Origin of the sequence: Bacillus sp. SD088 (genome assembly GCF_017355205.1) — a bacterium.
Lineage (GTDB): Bacteria > Bacillota > Bacilli > Bacillales > Bacillaceae_C > Lederbergia.
The window spans coordinates 341,758-360,783 of record NZ_JADIJK010000001.1 but is presented as its reverse complement, the minus strand read 5'-3'; the positions used below and the strand labels follow the sequence as shown (position 1 = coordinate 360,783).

The following is a 19,026-nucleotide window of genomic DNA, read 5'->3' as shown; positions in this document are numbered from 1 at the left end:
CATTTTCCATTCGTGTATATTCAACAGTTTATTTATATAAAAGAAAGAGGGGATTGGATGTTAAAAGGAATCAATCAGTGGTGCTATCCTGAAGGAACATCGCTAGACAAAGTATTTGAATATAGCCGAGCAGCAGGTTTCGATGCAGTTGAACTCAATGTGAATCCTGTGGGCAGTATCGGTTTAACGATGGAGACAACATCAGATGAGGCAGAACAAATTGCTAAGCAGGCACAAGATGCCGGGCTTCAACTGCGTAGTCTATCTACTTCGTTGTTATGGCAAACGCCGCTTTCTGCTGCGGATGAAAGTGTTAGGAGCCAAGGAAAACAAGTGGTGCAAAAACAATTAGAGTTAGCGTCTATCATGGGAGTAGACACGATTCTCGTTGTTCCAGGTGCTGTCACCCCAGATACAACGTATGAGGCTTGTTATGAGCGCAGTCAAGCGGCATTAGGGGAGCACTTACCAATTGCTGAACGATATGAAGTTAAAATTGGTGTTGAAAACGTTTGGAATAAATTTCTGCTATCCCCAATGGAAATGGTTCGTTATATAGACGAGTTGGATTCCAAGTATCTGGGTGCTTACTTTGATGTTGGGAATGTGCTCCGCTTTGGCTACCCGGAACACTGGATTCATAGTTTAGGAGAGCGGATCTTCAAAGTCCATGTAAAAGACTTTAGTGAAGCAAACGGCTTCGTGCCACTTTTGGCTGGGGCGGTTAATTGGAAGTCGGTAGCTGAGGCATTGGTGAAAATCGATTATCATGATACGATTACGGCCGAATTAACGCCGTATCCATTTAAGCCTGAACAACTTGCTCATGATACATCAAGCCAAATGGATGCGATCATTGGGAGTGCGGAAAAGAACAGAGTGATGATGTAAGGACTATAGCCAGTTTCAATCAGAACCTGGAGTAGGAAAAAGCTTTTGGAAGATGTTTTAAATTGGAGAGGAGAGATTGTATGGAAAAGGTAAAAGTGGGATTTATTGGTGTCGGTGGGATCGGTTCTGTTCATCTCAAAAGTGTAGCGGCTAACAAAGAAGCTGAAATTGTAGCGATTTGCGATGTGAACGCAGTTACAGCAGAAAGTCAAGCAAAGAAATTAGGGATCTCGACGTTTTATACGGATGCGGATACTTTACTAGAAAACGAGACGTTGGATGCATTGTTTGTTTGTGTGCCCCCTTTTGCTCATGGAGATATTGAGGAAAAGGCGGCCGCACGTGGAATCCACCTATTTATTGAAAAACCAGTTGCCCTTGATTTGAAGACTGCTCATGCAAAAGCAGATGCGATTGAAGCGGCAGGTATTATCAACGCATCAGGGTATTGTCTCCGGTATATTGATGTGTTACCAAAGGCAAATGAATATTTAAAAGATAAAAAGATTGCGATGGTCCGTGGACAATATTTAGGAGGCTTTGTTCCAACACCTTGGTTCCGCGAAAAGGATAAATCTGGAGGTCAATTGGTTGAACAATCGACACATGTGATGGATCTGATGCGTTATTTAGCGGGCGATATTGAACGGGTTTCTGCGGATATGTCTCTACAGGTCCTGAATGAGATTGAGAATATAGACATACCTGATGTTTCATCGATTAATTGTCGATTTGCCTCTGGTGCAGTAGGGCACTTGGATTGTACATTGACACAACCAGATTTTAGAACAGGTGTTGAAATTCTGGGGAAAGATTTTCGCGTAGAAGTTACTTTTAGCACTGTTACCATCATAGAAGATGGAAAACGAATAGAGTATCGGACAAATAAGGATTTTTATGTGGAACAGGATAATGCTTTTATCGAAGCAGTACGGACCGGTAATCCAGGGCTCATTCGCGCCACGTACACAGACGGATTAAAAACATTGGCGGTGACACTGGCAGCAAATCAATCAGCTGAGACGGGGGAGACTGTTTCCCTAGATAGTTACAGCCATTCTGCTCTGTCGATTTAATAGATGGGAGGCGTACTGAACGCCTCCTGTTTTTGGTTAGGGGAGAACGAGGGGCGATAGTTTCGTTTTCTCTATCCAATGATATAATGAGGACAGAAAGGAATAATTGGAGGAGATAGAGAGATGGGAAAACAATACATAGGCTATGTCGGTACATATACACGACAAAGCAGTAAAGGCATTTATCGTTTTACGCTTGACACCATTACTGGAAAAGTAAGTGAACCTGAAGTGGCGGCTGAAGTGGGAAGTCCTACTTATCTTGTTATCAGCGAAGACCGCAAATTTCTGTATTCGGTTGCTCAACAGGAGAAATTTGGTGGTGTAGCGGCTTTTGAAATTACGAACGATGCCGGAGAACTAAAGCCGTTAAACACCGAGGTAGAGGAAGGTGCTCCCCCTTGCCATTTAGATGTTTATGGTGATCACCTTCTTACTGGTAATTATCATGAGGGAAGAGTGAACCTCTATGATATTAACCATGAAGGGAGGGTAGAACCTGTATTGGATGTGTGCAACCATCAAGGAAACGGTCCTCATGAGCGTCAGGAAAAGCCACATGTTCATTTTACAGGGCTAACACCTGATCAAAAATATGTTGTTGTGGCCGATCTTGGGACGGATGAGGTCGTAACTTATAAGATAGAAAATAGCGTACTAAAAAGAGTTCAAACACTTCATGTAAAACCAGGAACTGGTCCGCGCCATATTACTTTCCATCCAAATGGTAGGTGGGCTTATCTTTTAACAGAGCTATCTACTGAAGTGATCGTCCTTGATTATGATCAACAAACAGGCAGTTTTACTGAAAAACAAACGATTTTGGCGAAGCCAGAAGACTTTGAAGGACAAAATGATGCGAGTGCCATTCATATTTCCCCGGACGGTCGTTTTGTGTACGCGGGAAATCGTGGTCACGATAGTATCGCTGTTTTCCGAGTGGATGAGACAAGTGGAAAGGTAACATTTATTGAATGCACACCGACTGGTGGAGAATGGCCACGCGATTTTTGCTTGGATCCAAGCGGTGCCTACCTTGTTGCAGCTAACCAGCATACGGACAATCTTGTCCTCTTTGCTCGTGATCAAGAGACAGGGAAATTGACCCAGCTTGATTCTGAAATAGAAGTTCCAGAAGCGGTTTGTGTGAAGTTTTTATAAGGGCATAATTAAGAGACCATCAGCGAATGTTGATGGTCTCTTGCTTGATGCTTATGAACTTATAAAAACTTAGCTTGTGAATAGGTCGCATGGTGTCGCGACATACAGGATATTGCTCAGAAAGGTGTTGCGACGTATAGGATGTACTAGTGCAGACGAAGCGACAGGACGTCGCGGTTTGAGTCTGCCGCCAGGACGTTGCAAATTTAGCCTTTCTTCCTAGATCAAGGCGCTTGCGCTATTGTTTTTACTGATCATATTCCTCGATATCCCGCAAAGAAATCTTTTGGTCCTCGGTAAAAGAGCTTGCGTATTTGACATAGCCCTGATCATCCTTTAAATCCTCATCGAACAGATTAGCATTGATATTGACTACATCGTATGTGTATCCTGCAGATTCTAAATCGCGTTGCATCTTTTTCATTTCTTCCACAAGCTCTGTTTTAGATAGCTGACCAGCATCCATTAAGACATGAATATACATAGGTTTTTCAAGCTGTAAATCCTTATCCCAGTCAGTTTGAAAAGCGTAGGAGTCCTTCAGAACTTCAAGTTGGACTTCGATGTAGACAATCGCTTGAATGTCCTTGAAGATGTCTTGTAACTCAACTGCTGCTTCCTCTTGCCATTTTTCAATTAATGGTTCATCTAAATTAGCATAATAGATTTCATCATAAGTGACGGTTGGTTGAAAGAATCCGGTCACATTAAACTCATAGTTCTCTTGGTCTTCGCCTCCAATTTTGTTTACATCGAAGGAATACCCACCAATTTTAAAATTGTAAAAGCCTTTATCTGTATTGAATTCTTGGTTTGGATAGGTTTCTTGTAAATATTTATTAAGAGTGGAAGCAGCGATCCATTTTGAAAGGGGATTGCCATTAAAAGCGTTATAAAGAATTAATATAGGGAGAACAAGAAGCAAAATCAAACTAATGTATATCCATTTTCTCTTCTTCATCATTTCCATCACCACTTTCTTTTAATTTTAAAGCGAGCAATCCAATTACGCCGCCAATGACCGCAAAAATTAAATGTAGACAGGCTAGAAAGAGAGAGCCAGCCACGGCGTGAAAAAAGGTGGATTCATTGGATAAACTATCAACCATCGACCAAATAAAATTGGGTAAAGAAGCAATCACCACGACGATTGTCATCCTTCTATAAAATAGATACGTTATCAATCCGAGAATCGTATAGGTTAAAATAAACCCGAAACTCTCATTTAGTAATGAAGTCTTCATTGCCAAGATAAAAGAAATAGCAATAAAAATAATCTGATAGAAGGATAGCCTAAGATTGATTTTTTTGAGCATTTTCTCATTATCAAGGGAAGAATGGATCGGTTCTTGTTCAATCGGTTCTTGTGAAAGGGAGGCAAGCTTTTGGCAATGCTCACAAGATTGTATATGTGATTCCAACCAACGCGCAGTTTCCTCATGTAACAAACCTTCGTTGTAAAGGGGGAGCAAATCCTCGACAATATAGCAATCTCTATCCATCAAATTCCCTCATTTCGTTTTTTAATTTAATTTTGGCTCGATGAAAGGCAAGGCGTACGTAATTTTCACTTTGACTCACTAACTCACCAATTTCTTTAAAAGATAATTCACCATATAATCGTAAAATCATAATTTCTCTTATGGCAGGAGATAATTCTTTCAAATAGGTTTGAAGACGCTGGTGCTCTTCTTTATGAATCATCCATTCTTCCGGAGAAGTCTGGTGCTGCACTGTCTGATTGGTGATTTTATCATTTAGAGAACGTGCATACTTTTTAGAACGGTAATAGGTTTTTAAACGATTATTGGCAATGGAGAAAATCCAGGTTTTTAGCGTTGATTTGCCAGAAAAAGAATGAAACCCTTTGACAGCCTGGTAAAATACATCTTGAGTTAATTCCTCTGCAATGGATTGATTCTGTACTTTTATATAAAAGAAGGCAAAAATCTTAGGCTGAATCTCTGTATATTGCTTTTCGAGCTCTTGCATAATGCCCCTCCCGATTTCCCTTTTCAATAGTGTAGTAGCATGAGTGAGGATTTCGTTTCAAAAAATATATGTTAACCAATTTAAATTATAGGTTGACATATAAACTCCATTTCCTTTATTCTTATCTTATATAAAGGAGAATGAGGTGGAAAGAGTGAATACGGTCACCACGAGGACTCATAATAAGTTAACCGCACTAGATATCACATATGTAGGGATGTTTGCTGCACTGATGATGATTGGTACAAATATTACCTCTTTTGTTCCATTTCTTGTGATAGGAGGAGTTCCTATTACGTTGCAACCTTTTTTTGCCGTATTAGCAGGTGCCTTTATAGGTAGTCGCCTTGGTGCTTTATCGATGGCAGTATATGCATTTATCGGCTTAATGGGAGCTCCAGTATTTGCTAAGTTTCAGGGAGGATTTGCACAAATTCTCAGTCCGACATTCGGTTTTATTTTAACTTTTATTTTAACGGCCTATATTACTGGGAAGATCATTGAAAAAAAGCCAAGTCTGGTTAGCTATATTCTAGCTCCCTTAATCGGTACACTGATCAGTTACATAATTGGAACGAACTGGATGTACATAGCTTATAAAGTATGGGCTCATGCGCCAGAGGCATTTTCCTATAAACTTGTTTGGGTGTGGATGGCCTTTCCACTCCCAAAAGATATTCTCTTAGCGGTTCTTGCCGGTATGTTCGCCCATAGAATGCAAAAGATTGTGAAAAGAAGGTAGGGAGAATGGAAATGGGAAGCTTTGAAAAAATGACTACGAGAGTTTTGAGTGGGGAAGAATTATCGGAAGCAGAGGCAATGGCAATATTGCAATGTTCTGATGAGGAACTCCTACCTTTATTACAAGCGGCATATCAAATTCGAAAGCATTATTTTGGAAAGAAAGTAAAATTAAATATGATTATGAATACGAAGTCTGGTTTATGTCCGGAGAATTGCGGCTATTGTGCTCAATCTATTGTATCGAAAGCGCCAGTAGAAAAATATTCGATGATGAAAAAAGAGGAAATCGTAGCAGGAGCAAGGAGAGCCTATGGATTAAAGGCAGGAACCTATTGTATTGTGGCAAGTGGGCGAGGACCGGCCAACAGAGAGTTGGATATCGTTGTGGAGGCAGTAAAGGAGATCAAGCAGACATACCATCAGATGACAGTTTGTGCATGTTTAGGGATTTTAAAGCCAGAACAAGCGAAAAGATTAAAAGAAGCCGGGGTTGATCGTTATAACCATAATATCAATACATCTAACTTTCATCATCCCAATATCACGACTTCCCATACATATGAAGATCGAGTAGATACAGTAGAAACCATTAAACAAGCGGACATTTCTCCGTGCTCAGGTGTTATTATTGGGATGAAAGAAACGCTGGAAGATATAATCGATATGGCACGTAGCTTAAAGCAACTTGATGCAGACTCTATTCCTGTTAATTTCTTACATGCGATAGAGGGCACTCCATTAGAAGGAACAGACGAATTGAATCCTCGTTTTTGTTTGAAGGTACTTTGTCTCTTTCGGTTTATCAATCCGCGTAAGGAAATTCGGATTTCCGGGGGGAGAGAAGTAAATTTAAGAAGCCTGCAGCCTCTTGGTCTGTATCCAGCTAATTCGATCTTCGTCGGCGATTATTTGACAACAACAGGCAATGCTGGGTTAACTGACCAGAAGATGTTGGAGGATATGGGCTTTGAGGTTGAGTTCGTTGAAATGGCTCAGATTTAACAATGATAAAAGGCAACTGAGCAAGCCGCTAAAATGGTTTGCACGGTTGCCTTTTTAATAGAATTGAAATTTCACTTTATAGTTTGAGGGAATTTCCAAAGGTTCCTTCAAACACTGTTTCTTTAAGAGGACGTCGATCAGATGGCTTTTCGCGTAGTTGGTGCTCTTCGGATAATTCGCTTATTTCTCCTAAATAACCAACAGCGACAACAGCGTGGAGCTGGTACTCAGCAGATATTCCTAGTTCTTCACGAGCTTTATCTCGGTTGAAGCCTCCCATGGCATGGGTGATGACTCCCTTTTTGGCTGCTTCTAATGAGAGGAAGCCCCAAGCCGTACCTGCATCAAAAGCATGGGAAACGCTTGGCCCGCGATCTGTTGAGGTTTTAGACATTACTAAAATAAGGACAGGCGCTTTTTTACACCAAGTGAGATTGCCTTCATTAATAAATGAGTAGAAGTGGTTGCGATCTTCATTTTTTCGTGCAATGATAAATCGCCATGGTTGTATATTAGCTGCAGAAGGTGCCCAGCTTGCTGCTTCTAGTATTCCATTCAGTAACTCTTCAGGAATTTCTTTCTGACTAAACGCCCGTGGTGACCAACGTTCTAAAAAAATCGGATCTATATTATAAATCGCTTTTCGATGATCCTTTGCATTCATACTTGTATATCCTCCTTTAATGTTTCTCAATGAAGTCATCTTCCATAAAGATGGAAGAAATAGGTTAACCGAACATGACTATTTCAAAAGGGAAATGTATATTTCATCCGAGCCATGTTTCCTTCGACAATCACAATGGAAGCCTGACCAATCAAAGACTATTTTATCATAAAGTGAAACTTCATTCAGTGGGGATTTTTCATCCCCCCACTGAATGTTAAGGATTAAAGGCTAAATTCGCAACATCCTGTTGGCAGACTCAAACGCGACGTCCTGTCGCTTCGTCTGCACTAGTATATCCTATACGTCGCTACGCCTTTGTGACCTGCGTCCTGCAGGCCTGAACCATGCCAGTTGTCCCCACCTTACAATTCTCGTTTACACCTCGAATTCTTGAAGTGGGGTCTTACTGCCAGTTAATTCGGGATAAAATTATGGATTATCTGCTGAACTCCTTGATATATATGCATTTTCAAGATTTTATCTTGAATTCACTACTATTTTACTACTTTAGAAGGAGCCTTGATATGCCTCTGAAGCCCCGTGAATTAGCAATGTCCTATACGAGTACAAAAAGATATTAAGATGGTGTGGCTGAACGTGCCAAGTAGTTGTTATAATGGACACGCAGTATGTATTTACTCTTACATATGTAGCAAGAGAGCCAACCTCGACCGATGCAGAAAAATGGGAGAAGTTAAATGTCGCAGTATAGTGAGAAACGAAGAAATAAATCAACTATTTTGTGAGGTGTAAAAAATGACAGAAAAAGAAAAATCACATGCAGGCATGTTATACCAACCGGGTGACCCCGAACTTGTCGCAGACCGTGATGTAACTGTGAAAAAGCTGTACGATTACAATAATATACACCCTTTGGATCACGATGCGCGGCAGGCAGCTATACGCGAATTGCTGGGCGAGACTGGAGACAACTGCGTTGTGGAGCAGCCACTATTCTGTACTTATGGGTATAATACCTCTGTGGGCGATAATTTTTTCCTGAACGTCAACTGTAAACTCATGGATAGCGGAAAAATTACGATCGGAGACAATGTATTTATTGCTCCTAACGTTTGTATCGTAACGGAAAAACACGCAATGGATGTAGAACAACGTCTGGCAGGATTGGAATATGCATCCCCTGTAACGATTGGCGATAATGTGTGGATTTGTACAGGGGCCATAATACTGCCGGGCGTGACGATCGGTGCGAACAGTGTGATTGGCGCGGGAAGTGTAGTTACAAAGGATATCCCGCCAAAAAGCTTAGCTGTTGGGAATCCCTGCAAAGTAATCCGCACACTATAATCTGATTATTTGCATTGCAGCATTTATTATACCGCGTAAGAATGTGTAGCATGATTTCTCTGTGCCAATTTCTCCGAATGTAATGTGGTAGACCAAACATAAAAATGACGTTTTTTCCACGTTGAGGGACAAGGACAAGGGCGAAGATGTCCTGTCCTTCTTTTTGTGCTGGATTCCTTATCATGTATGCCCATCTTGACCTGGAAAAGACAATTTAAAAGACTAAAAAAATCCCTATCAGGATCGATAGGGATCTTTTTAGTACAAGTTTAGATCACGCCTTGCATGATCATAGCATCTGCAACTTTTACAAAGCCTGCAATATTAGAACCAACAACTAGGTTACCAGAATAGCCATATTCTTCTGATGCGCGCATGCTGTTTTGGTAAATATCAACCATAATTTCCTTCAATTTTGTATCCACTTTTTCAAATGACCACGGAATACGAGAACTATTTTGAGCCATTTCAAGTGCAGAAACAGCAACACCACCAGCATTCGCAGCTTTTCCTGGAGCAAATAAAATCTTGTTTTCCAAAAATACATCAACGGCCCCAAGATCAGATGGCATATTCGCACCTTCTCCAACAGCTTTTACACCATTAGAGACAAGAATCTTTGCAGATTCCTCATTAATTTCATTTTGTGTTGCACATGGAAGAGCAATATCACAAGGAATAGTCCAGATATTTTCACTGCCTTCATGGTATTCCGCATGAGGATGTTCTTTCACATATTCACAAATTCGGCATCTTTCAACTTCTTTTAGTCTCTTTAAGGTATCAAGGCAGATTCCTTTTTCATCATAAATATACCCATTGGAATCACTGCATGCAACAACCTTTGCACCGTATTCTTGCGCTTTTTCAATCGCATAGATCGAAACATTCCCTGAGCCGGAAACAACAACCGTGCTGCCAGAAAAGCCTAGATCCTGATCGCGCAGCATTTCTTCAACAAAATAAACCGTACCATAGCCGGTTGCTTCGGTACGACCAAGGCTGCCACCATAATCTACACCTTTTCCTGTTAGTACCCCTGCATCAAAATGTCCGCGTAATCGTTTATACTGTCCGAACATGTAGCCAATCTCACGAGCGCCAACGCCGATATCACCAGCAGGAACATCTACATCAGAGCCGATGTATCGTGAAAGTTCTGTCATAAAGCTTTGCGTAAAGCGCATGACTTCCGCATCTGATTTTCCTTTAGGATCGAAGTCTGATCCGCCTTTTCCGCCTCCAATTGCTTGACCCGTTAATGCGTTTTTAAAGATTTGTTCAAAACCTAAAAATTTTATAATACTGGCATTAACAGATGGATGAAAACGTAAACCGCCTTTGTAAGGACCAATTGCGCTATTAAACTGAACACGAAAACCACGATTGACTTGCACCTTGCCTTGATCATCTACCCATGGCACCCGAAATGAAATTAATCTTTCGGGTTCCACTACTCTTTCTAGAATATTGTGCTCGATATATTTGGGATTTTTCGCAAACACTGGGGTTAGTGATTGAAAGATTTCCTTAACTGCTTGAAGAAACTCTTCTTCGTGAGGGCCGCGTTTAACTACTGTTTCGTATACGTTATCGATATAGCTTTTTGCCGATTGCATATTTTGATTTGTTTCATTCATATTTGTCACCATCGCCATTTTTTCCACTCCTTTACTACATTCACTAAATAGAGGCTGTTCAAAAAGTCCGGTAAAAATAACATTTCATGAAAGAGGGTCTGCTACTTAAGTAACGCCATGTTTGTGACAAAACGTCAAATTCACTACACACGTATAAGTTCGTTAGCTTTCTTTCCACTGCTTTGCCTCGAACTTTCGATGTGCAGGATATCAGTGCTTTTCATGACTTGATCCTTTTATCTGTCTTTCTGAACAAGAATTACTAACAAAAGCAAGCAAACTCGAACTAGATATGTTGTTAAGAGATATTTTATCTTTTATAATTAATCTAAACAATATGGATATTAGATAATATCTATATCATATTGATATTAATCGCAGAAAGGGGTGGCATTTTGGAATTAAGACAGATTCAGTATTTTATTGAAGTTGCTAAGCGCGAACATATGACTGATGCGGCTGATGCCTTACATGTCGCACAATCTGCAGTCAGTCGACAAATTGTAAACTTGGAGACTGAACTCGGTGTGAACCTTTTTATCCGAGAAGGTAGAAATATCCGTCTGACACATATTGGACAAATGTTTTTGAAAAAGATGGAACAGGCGATGGATGTAATCGAACAAGCAAAACGGGAAATTGAAGAAAATCTCGATCCTAAAAAGGGAACAGTCCGTATTGGCTTTCCGAGTAGCCTTTCTGCCTATCTATTGCCTTCTGTTGTTTCTGCTTTCAGAAAAGATTCTCCAGATGTTAATTTCCAACTTCACCAAGGTGCCTATTATAATTTAATCGACAGTGTGATCAAGGGTGACATTGACATGGCTCTTTTAGGTCCTGTTCCCAAGGAAGAGCCTCGTGTAAAAAGCGAAATTCTTTTTCTAGAAAATCTTGTCGCATTATTACCATCTAACCATCCTTTAGCGAAAAAAAAATCCATTTCCTTAGATGATTTAAGAAACGATGCTTTTATTTTATCACCTCAAGGCTATATTTTACGTGATTTGGTTGTAAATGCCTGTAAACAGCATGGATTTGAGCCTCAGGTCGGATTTGAAGGTATGGATATTGATGCCATTAAAGGACTTGTATCTGCTGGCCTAGGTGTAACATTACTTCCAGAAATTACATTAATTGATAGCTTGCCAAGAGCGACCGCCAAAGTAGAAATTGATGCACCAAGAGTGACCCGGACAGTCGGGGTTATTATTCCCAAGGACCGAGCGCTCATGCCTACGGAATTGCTTTTTTATCAATTTATTAGAGCTTTCTTTGATCGTTTAAGTGGTTATCAGTAACTGTATAACTATTCGTAATGAATTTTACCCTTTTACGGCAAAGTTAAACAAACCTTTTTTAATATGATTTAAAAAGACAAAGAATAATGCTTTTGCTATACTTAGGTCAAACTTTATATGGAAAGGAAAATGGGGAATGAACTTAAAATATCGTGGGAAAACAAAAGATGTGTATGAATTAGAAAATGGCCATTGTCTGTTGAAATTTAAGGACGATGTAACAGGGGAAGACGGTGTGTTTGATCCGGGAGCCAATACAGTAGGTCTGCAAATTGAGGGAGCCGGTAAAGCAGGTTTAAAGCTAACAAAGCACTTTTTTGAGATCCTTCGAGAGCAGGAAATTCCCACTCATTATGTGGATGCTCATCTTGATGAGGCGGAAATGATCGTAAAGCCCGCTACGATTTTTGGATCGGGGTTAGAAGTCATTTGTCGTTATAGAGCAACGGGAAGTTTTATGAAACGATATGGGAAATATGCGACGGAAGGCCAAGATCTTGGTGGTTTTGTCGAAGTTACATTAAAGGATGATGAACGTCAGGATCCACCGATTAGCGCGGATGCGCTTGAGTTATTAGGTATTCTGTCATTGAATGAATATGCTCAGTTAAAAGCACTCACAAGGCAAATTGGTGCTGTAGTGAAAAAAGAGCTTTTGAATAAAGGAATCGAATTGTATGATATTAAATTTGAGTTCGGTAAGACTGAAGCAGGCGAAATGATGTTAATTGACGAGATCTCTGGTGGCAACATGCGTGCCTATAAAGATGGAGTCTATATCGAACCATTAGCATTGGAAAAATTAATGAATGAAGCCTAATATTTGATTTGCTACTTTCTTCAATAGGTTATGAAGAAATGGGAAAGGAGCATGTATGAATTCAGCTTTTACAAAGCGGATAAAAAAGAGAAGTCTTACGATTATCTTAGTTTTGGTGATCATTTCACTCTTTATCCCGACTCCATATTATCTTTACCAACCTGGCTCAGTAGAAGAACTGAGGTCAAAAGTTACTGTTGAAGGTGGAGAGAAAGACCTCACAGGAAATTTGCACCTGACGACAGTATTATCCATGAGGGCGAGTAATATTTATTATTTAGCCTATGGATGGTTAGCCCCCAATACAGATATGCGGAAGGTGAAAGAAGTAAGAGGAGATATGACGGATGATGAATATAATCGTTTGTTAAAGCATATGATGGAAAGTTCGCAAAATCACGCTTTTGCGGCTGGTTTACGTGCTGCTGGAGAAAAGGTGGAAATAAAGCCAACAGGTGTGTTTGTACGGGATATTCGAGAGGATACCGATGCAAAAGGAAAACTCGAAATTGGTGATGTGATTCAGCAAATAGATGACCAAAAAGTAGAGGATGCACAAACCTTTCTTAATTATTTATCACATAAAAAGGCAGGGGAAATTGTTGAATTGCAATTTCACCGAGAAGGGACAATCAAAAAGGAAAAAATTAAGCTTGTGCCACTAACTAATAGTACAAATCAGGCCGGGCTTGGAATTGTTTCTGAGAATGAATTTAATATTACCCCATCAAGGCAAATTAGCATTGATGCTGGAGATATCGGGGGGCCATCTGCAGGACTGATGTTTTCCTTAGAGATTTATAATCAGATATCTCAAAAACATCTCACCAAAGGATATGAGATAGCTGGTACAGGCGAAATTGATATGGACGGGCATGTCGGGCAAATTGGCGGCATTCGTGAGAAAATTACAGCTGTTGAAAAAGCTGGTATGGATATTTTCTTCTGTCCAGCCGATATTCATCCCTATGACTCAAACGAAAAGGATGTATTGGATAAGGCAGAAAAAGAAGGATATAAAGTAAAGATCGTTCCGGTTAAAACCTTGCAAGAGGCGATTGATTATTTGGAAAAACTACCAGCTAAGAAATAAGTTCATCCCCAACTTCTAATGAAATCATGAATGGGAACGAAAGCGAGGGAATAAGATGAAATTCAAAATGAAAAAATTCCTTGTTTTATTATTAACATTTGGATGTTTGCTATATGCAGCAAGTCCAGCGCTAGCCGCCAATGACGATGATGATGTAATTGATGAGAAACTTGGACTTCCTATTGTTGTTTATGGTGAAACACTGACAGAATCTCAAAAAGAGGAAGTCAGAAAGATCTTGAAAGTGAAAAACCCTGATAATGTGGAGGAAATCATTGTGACAGCGGACGACTTGGCACGCCTAATTGATGGCAATCCGAATTCGAGAATGTATTCCTCTGCAAAAATTACTTTACAAGATAAAGGAAAAGGGCTCGTTATTAAAAGAGTTACACCAGAAAACATTACAGAAGTAACAGAAGAGATGTATGCTAATGCAATGCTTACAGCGGGTGTGGAAAATGCGGTTGTGGAAGTCGCCTCCCCTGTAGCCGTTACGGGGCACTCTGCACTAGTTGGGATTTATAAGGCTTATGAATCTCGCGGCCAAGAGTTAGACAAGGGAAGAATGGAAGTGGCCAATGAAGAGCTTGATATCGCCACTGAACTTGCGGATAAAGAAGGCCTAAATGATGAAAAAGTTGGCGAGCTTTTAACAGAAATTAAAAAACAAATTGCTGATCAAAACCCGGTCACAAGAGAAGAAGTAGAGCAAATTGTTGAAGAGCAATTAAGTAAAATGGAAATTCAATTAAGTGATAAAGATCGGCAATTACTTATTGATCTTTTCGAAAAAATGCGTTCCTTAGACATTGACTTCGACAATGTGAAACAACAACTAGAAGATATTTCAAAGGATATTAAGAACAAGCTTCAAGATGTTGTCGGAGACGAAGGTTTCTGGGATAGTGTCAGCAATTTCTTCAAAAATTTATTTGAATCTATTGCTAGTTTTTTTAAGGGATGATCTTTAAACAGTGAGAGTAGAGACAGAAAAAGAGGCTGGAACAAAAGTGTTTTCACTTAAGATAAAACCGAACTACTAGGTGCATATACCCCGCTCCGGAAATATATTTCACTTTCTGCGGTTTGCTGGTGAGCCTCCTCAGGCCTACAGGATTTAGGTTACGAAGGCGTTAAGGACGTATTAGTCGGGTTTGGCGGCGCTGGTCACAGGACGTGACCGTGTAGCCCACTTAACGCTGGAACCTAACTAAAATGCATTGTTTGTTTTGGAATTTAGCATTTTAGTTAGGTTCCAGCTTCTTTTTTTGAAAGTAAGAAAAGAGTCAGTTTGTTTACGTATATATTTTAAACTAAGGTATTCGATATCAAGCATAAGGCGTCATCGACGCTAGGACGACTTGATTTTTTATGACAATATAAAAGCATGGGTGCATGATATCCTTGAATAAGACATAATGTACACGATTACAGAGGGTTTTTCTAGAGGGTGTTGAATTGTATTCAGTTTCTAGAGGATTCAAACAAAATTACATTAATGAGGCTTGACTTTAGTATTGATGAAAGGGACAAACTCTAAATAAAGGTTTTTTATACTAAATATAGTATATAATAAATAAGCCGTTTTTCTTACAATAAAAATGAATGCGCTTACTAAATAAGAATAATCTATTATGCAAACGTTATCATACTGATGTATAAAAGACAGAAAGGGAGGGGATTGATCATAAATTTATATTACTAAAAAGTCATATGTCTTTGTTAAAGTGTGGTCAAGGAGTTGGCAAAAAAACGACTACCACATAATGCCTGAATTGCATGTTTACACTAAGTCTTTTTTAATCACCATCTACTGCGTGTTTTGTAAAATACTTGTTTGTTTCTTTTACCGCATAGCTATTGAAATGATTATGAAGAGGGGGATATGCCAATGAGAAAGTCTTGGTGCATTATTATTCTATTTATCGTTTCAGTTACCATGTTTGTTGGTTGCTCAATTAATAGTAATCCTCAAAAAACAGATAGTGAGGAAGGAAATGGTGAAACTGATCGTAACATTGGAAAACTTTTTGAAATAAGTCCAGATATTGAGGGAGAGATCAATTTTTGGACATGGACGCCTGATATATATGAGAAGGTAGTAGAAGCCTTCAATAAAGATTATCCAGACATCAAAGTGAATGTGATTGAAGTGGAATTTGGAGAATTACACGATAAGTTACAAACAACTTTAGCTGCAGGGAAAGGTTCTCCAGATGTATCACAAGTAGAACAAGGGCAATTTGCCAGATACTCAACTGGAGATTTATTAGAGGACTTGTTACAAGCTCCATATGATGCAGGGCAATATCAAGAACTTGTCTCTGATTATAATTGGGAACGCTGGAAATCAGTGGATGGGAAAAGACTTGTCGGAATGCCTTGGGATATTACGCCTGGGATTTTTTATTATCGAGAAGATATTTATGAACAAATGGGACTGCCAAGTGATCCCGAAGAGTTGGGGGAATATTTACGAGATAAGGACAATTTATTAAATGCAGCGCAAACTTTAGCAGCAAATGATATTTATATGTATGATTGGCAGGATCTACCAGCAGTTCAATATGGCGATTCAATCGGATATTTTGATTCTGATTATAACTGGGTCCGAAATAATGACAAGATGGTTGAACTATTCGATATTGTCAAACAAGGAATTCAAATTGGTTGGGCGCCACAGCTATCAGGACTTTTTTCAGATGAGGGAAAACAATTAATGAAACAAGGGAAAATTGCTTCCATTGCTATGGGGAGTTTTGGTGCTCGTGATTTGGAAGCAATTTTGCCTGAACAAGCTGGAAAATGGCGGGCAGCGAGAATGCCATTGGATGTGAATGTGGGACTTGGCGGGTCTTCATTTGTGATTCCTTCCCAAGGCGAAAATAAAGATGCATCATGGGCGTTTGTAGAATGGATCACGCTCTCAGAAGAATCATGGAAAGAATTTGTTGAACACTCGGTACAACCCTCTTTTTCACATATCATATCCTTGCCATGGTATCAGGAACATACAAATGAGTTTCTAGGTGATCAGGAAGATTATAAACTTTATAGTTCCATTGATGAAAATATCCCTGTTAGACGATTAACTCCTCTTGATGGGGCCGCGTGGGGTCATTATATTGATGGTCTTAATGAATCCATTGAAAATAACATTGACTCGAAAACGAGCTTAGACCAAATCGAAGAAAATGCCATGAAAGAGTTAGCGAGTGAGATTGATAAACTAAAAGAGGAAATGGAGAAAGCAGAATAATAGAAATAATACGGAGATGGAGGACTCTCGCTTTCACGGAGACCTCCATTTTATCGTTAACTATAATCCAGGTCCAAAAAAATCTGAAGCTGTTTTAATAGAACCTATTCATTAACACTTATTCCGAAAGAAGCCAGACCCTTCAAATAATCCGCAAGAGGGATAAGTGATAGTAGCTTACGCCATTCATAAGGGCCTCTTAACTTCACTTCCCCTCGTTATCTGATGTTCAATTTCTGTGTTTGTCGATTTCCAGCTTATTTATCCCGCGTTAACTGGCTGTAAGACCCCCACTTCAAGAATTCGTGGAAAACCTAGAATTGTAAGTGGGGGTCTTACAGCCAGTAAAAGCCCGATTTGTTCAACTACCAATCAGTGGGGGATGAAAGAAAACCCCCACTGATTGAAGTTTCACTTTATAGAAAACGGATAAAAACATTATTATAAACGTTATCCTTCCTCACAAACATAAAAAACTTGAATAGGAATGGAGAATTGAATAAAATGGATTAGATAGATGGCAATCAATTGAGGAATCACTAGTTCATCAACTATAATAATCGAATATGTAACCGATAACATATATTTTGCGGAATTAAGAGGAGACGATGGTATGCATAAAGTAACAATCAAAGATATAGCACGAGAATCGGGAGTTTCGACAGCAACTGTTTCTAGAGTACTCAGCAATAGAGGATATGCAAGCGAAGAAATAAAAGAAAAAGTACGTTCTGTAGCCGATCAATTAAATTATCAGCCTAATGCTATTGCAAGAAGTTTAAAGATGGATCGAACCAATACCATTGGAATTGTCATTCCAGATATATCAAACTCGTATTTTATGAAGATTTCCCGTGGAATTGAGGATACCTTAGCTGAAATAGGTTATAGCTTATTATTTGTTAGTGGTGATGAAAACTCGAATAAAGAGCAGAAAGTAATGAAAGTTTTACTGGAAAAACGCGTTGATGCCATTGTTCTAGCAACTTCCGGTGAAAACGAAGAAATTATTAAAAAAATTAACTATTCAGGTGTGCCGGTTATCCTTATCGATAGGAAATTGGAAAGTGATGAATTGGAATTAGATTTAATTGAAGAGGATAATGTTGAAGGAGCGTACCAGCTAACAAAATATTTAATCGACCAAGGCCATAAGAAAATAGGTATCGTCAACGGTTCTTTGGATGTTAGCACTGGCCGAGAAAGATATGTGGGATACAAAAAGGCGTTGATGGAATATAATTTGGAATTAGACAAAAATATGGTATTCAATGGCACTTTTACTGAAGAAGACGGTTCTAATGCCGTTTCCCATTTTCTACATAAATTGGAAAAACCGACAGCGATCCTATCGGTTAATAACACGATGACTTTTGGCGTGCTCTTGCAGTTAACAAAAATGGGATATACAATTCCAAATGATATGGTTGTTGCTTCATATGGTGAAGTGGAGGCAGCCCAGTTGTTAAGACCATCAGGGATAATTTATGTAAAACAACAACCTTATGAAATGGGTGTTCGAACTGGGGAAATTCTGATCGAACGATTATTAAATAAAAGACAAATTCCAACTCATAAAAAATTTAATCCAAAATTAATTATCACATAATTGGCAATGTATAATATTGCTCCCTTTTTTCATAGTAACGAAACGGAAAAGGGACCAAAGCTTTTTTAAAAAAAGAGCTTGATTTAAGATGTAGGGAACTTATTATGTGGTGAAGTTTCAAAGGCAGATTCCTATTTCTAAAACAATCATTGGCCAAAACCTCTCCTATTCGTAAAGAAAACAGGCGTTTTATCGTAACAGCGTGAAAGAGGGTTGACGGTGGAAGTAAGAAAGTTTACCGTGTGTGTAAACGATTACCATGAAAATCTATGAATATAATCTAATAATTTGCCATATTTATAATGATTAAGGGATCGATTTTTTTTGGTTAGAGACAGGAAAAATATCATAGGTAAACAGAAATTGTAAAAAGTAAATAAATGACTTGAAAAGGAGGATGATGTATAATATGATGGTGTAAACGATTACATAAACTCTTGTTTTTGAAAATGTTGATACACAT

General features: G+C 39.1%; 17 protein-coding genes. 12 read left to right on the top strand and 5 right to left on the bottom strand.

All coding sequences use genetic code 11. From position 1 onward, the window contains the following. Positions 1 to 57: 57 nt before the first annotated feature. The 3 genes from IPU53_RS01435 to IPU53_RS01425 all read left to right on the top strand — a co-directional run bounded on the left by IPU53_RS01435 (position 58) and on the right by IPU53_RS01425 (position 3,128). Positions 58 to 891 (top strand): sugar phosphate isomerase/epimerase family protein, encoded by an 834-nt coding sequence (locus IPU53_RS01435; RefSeq protein ID WP_207446692.1) that lies wholly within the window; start codon positions 58 to 60, stop codon positions 889 to 891. A gap of 80 nt (positions 892 to 971) precedes the next feature. Continuing rightward, positions 972 to 1,967, top strand: a complete 996-nt coding sequence (locus tag IPU53_RS01430) for a Gfo/Idh/MocA family protein (RefSeq protein WP_207446690.1) — start codon at positions 972 to 974, stop codon at positions 1,965 to 1,967. Positions 1,968 to 2,090: 123 nt separating this feature from the next. Then, positions 2,091 to 3,128: a lactonase family protein gene (locus IPU53_RS01425; protein ID WP_207446688.1), complete on the top strand. Its 1,038-nt coding sequence runs from the start codon at positions 2,091 to 2,093 to the stop codon at positions 3,126 to 3,128. A gap of 247 nt (positions 3,129 to 3,375) precedes the next feature. Here IPU53_RS01425 and IPU53_RS01420 read toward each other — a convergent pair whose 3' ends face one another. Genes IPU53_RS01420 through IPU53_RS01410 form a run of 3 tightly spaced genes read right to left on the bottom strand, consistent with a single transcriptional unit; the run spans position 3,376 to position 5,120 of the window. Further along, positions 3,376 to 4,092 (bottom strand): YfjL-like protein, encoded by a 717-nt coding sequence (locus IPU53_RS01420; protein WP_207446687.1) that lies wholly within the window; start codon positions 4,090 to 4,092, stop codon positions 3,376 to 3,378. Beyond that, positions 4,061 to 4,630, bottom strand: coding sequence for a zf-HC2 domain-containing protein (locus IPU53_RS01415; protein ID WP_207446685.1), 570 nt, complete (start codon positions 4,628 to 4,630; stop codon positions 4,061 to 4,063). The genes IPU53_RS01420 and IPU53_RS01415 overlap by 32 nt, the downstream gene beginning before the upstream one ends. Next, a complete protein-coding gene (locus IPU53_RS01410) occupies positions 4,623 to 5,120 on the bottom strand; it encodes an RNA polymerase sigma factor (RefSeq protein WP_207446683.1) in 498 nt (165 codons plus the stop codon). Before IPU53_RS01410 ends, IPU53_RS01415 begins: the two co-directional genes overlap by 8 nt. A gap of 154 nt (positions 5,121 to 5,274) precedes the next feature. On the opposite strand from IPU53_RS01410, the gene IPU53_RS01405 reads away from it, so the two are divergent. Together IPU53_RS01405 and bioB are read left to right on the top strand one after the other, a co-directional pair. Then, a complete protein-coding gene (locus IPU53_RS01405) occupies positions 5,275 to 5,862 on the top strand; it encodes a biotin transporter BioY (RefSeq protein WP_396019878.1) in 588 nt (195 codons plus the stop codon). Positions 5,863 to 5,873: 11 nt separating this feature from the next. Continuing rightward, positions 5,874 to 6,866, top strand: coding sequence for a biotin synthase BioB (gene bioB, locus IPU53_RS01400; RefSeq protein ID WP_207446681.1), 993 nt, complete (start codon positions 5,874 to 5,876; stop codon positions 6,864 to 6,866). Positions 6,867 to 6,942: 76 nt separating this feature from the next. On the opposite strand, the gene IPU53_RS01395 is transcribed toward bioB, so the two are convergent. Beyond that, a complete protein-coding gene (locus IPU53_RS01395; RefSeq protein ID WP_207446679.1) occupies positions 6,943 to 7,530 on the bottom strand; it encodes a nitroreductase family protein in 588 nt (195 codons plus the stop codon). A gap of 759 nt (positions 7,531 to 8,289) precedes the next feature. On the opposite strand from IPU53_RS01395, the gene IPU53_RS01390 reads away from it, so the two are divergent. After that, positions 8,290 to 8,841, top strand: a complete 552-nt coding sequence (locus tag IPU53_RS01390; protein ID WP_207446677.1) for a sugar O-acetyltransferase — start codon at positions 8,290 to 8,292, stop codon at positions 8,839 to 8,841. A 269-nt stretch (positions 8,842 to 9,110) separates the two neighbouring features. On the opposite strand, the gene gdhA is transcribed toward IPU53_RS01390, so the two are convergent. Beyond that, on the bottom strand, positions 9,111 to 10,481 hold the full coding sequence (gene gdhA / locus IPU53_RS01385; protein ID WP_396019877.1) for an NADP-specific glutamate dehydrogenase: 1,371 nt from the start codon (positions 10,479 to 10,481) through the stop codon (positions 9,111 to 9,113). A gap of 395 nt (positions 10,482 to 10,876) precedes the next feature. Between gdhA and IPU53_RS01380 the strand changes: the two genes are divergently transcribed. The 6 genes from IPU53_RS01380 to IPU53_RS01355 all read left to right on the top strand — a co-directional run bounded on the left by IPU53_RS01380 (position 10,877) and on the right by IPU53_RS01355 (position 18,563). Beyond that, a complete protein-coding gene (locus IPU53_RS01380) occupies positions 10,877 to 11,779 on the top strand; it encodes a LysR family transcriptional regulator (protein WP_207446675.1) in 903 nt (300 codons plus the stop codon). Between the two features lie 136 nt (positions 11,780 to 11,915). Further along, the gene (locus tag IPU53_RS01375; protein WP_207446673.1) at positions 11,916 to 12,599 is read left to right on the top strand and encodes a phosphoribosylaminoimidazolesuccinocarboxamide synthase; all 684 of its coding nucleotides are present in this window, start codon (positions 11,916 to 11,918) and stop codon (positions 12,597 to 12,599) included. A 55-nt stretch (positions 12,600 to 12,654) separates the two neighbouring features. Beyond that, positions 12,655 to 13,692, top strand: coding sequence for a SepM family pheromone-processing serine protease (locus tag IPU53_RS01370; RefSeq protein ID WP_207446671.1), 1,038 nt, complete (start codon positions 12,655 to 12,657; stop codon positions 13,690 to 13,692). A gap of 55 nt (positions 13,693 to 13,747) precedes the next feature. Beyond that, complete coding sequence (locus tag IPU53_RS01365; protein WP_207446669.1) at positions 13,748 to 14,659, top strand: DUF1002 domain-containing protein; 912 nt, start codon at positions 13,748 to 13,750, stop codon at positions 14,657 to 14,659. A gap of 927 nt (positions 14,660 to 15,586) precedes the next feature. Continuing rightward, positions 15,587 to 16,954, top strand: a complete 1,368-nt coding sequence (locus IPU53_RS01360; RefSeq protein WP_207446667.1) for an ABC transporter substrate-binding protein — start codon at positions 15,587 to 15,589, stop codon at positions 16,952 to 16,954. 613 nt (positions 16,955 to 17,567) lie between these two features. After that, entirely contained in the window at positions 17,568 to 18,563 is a 996-nt protein-coding gene (locus IPU53_RS01355; protein ID WP_207446665.1) for a LacI family DNA-binding transcriptional regulator, read from the top strand. Positions 18,564 to 19,026 lie beyond the last annotated feature (463 nt).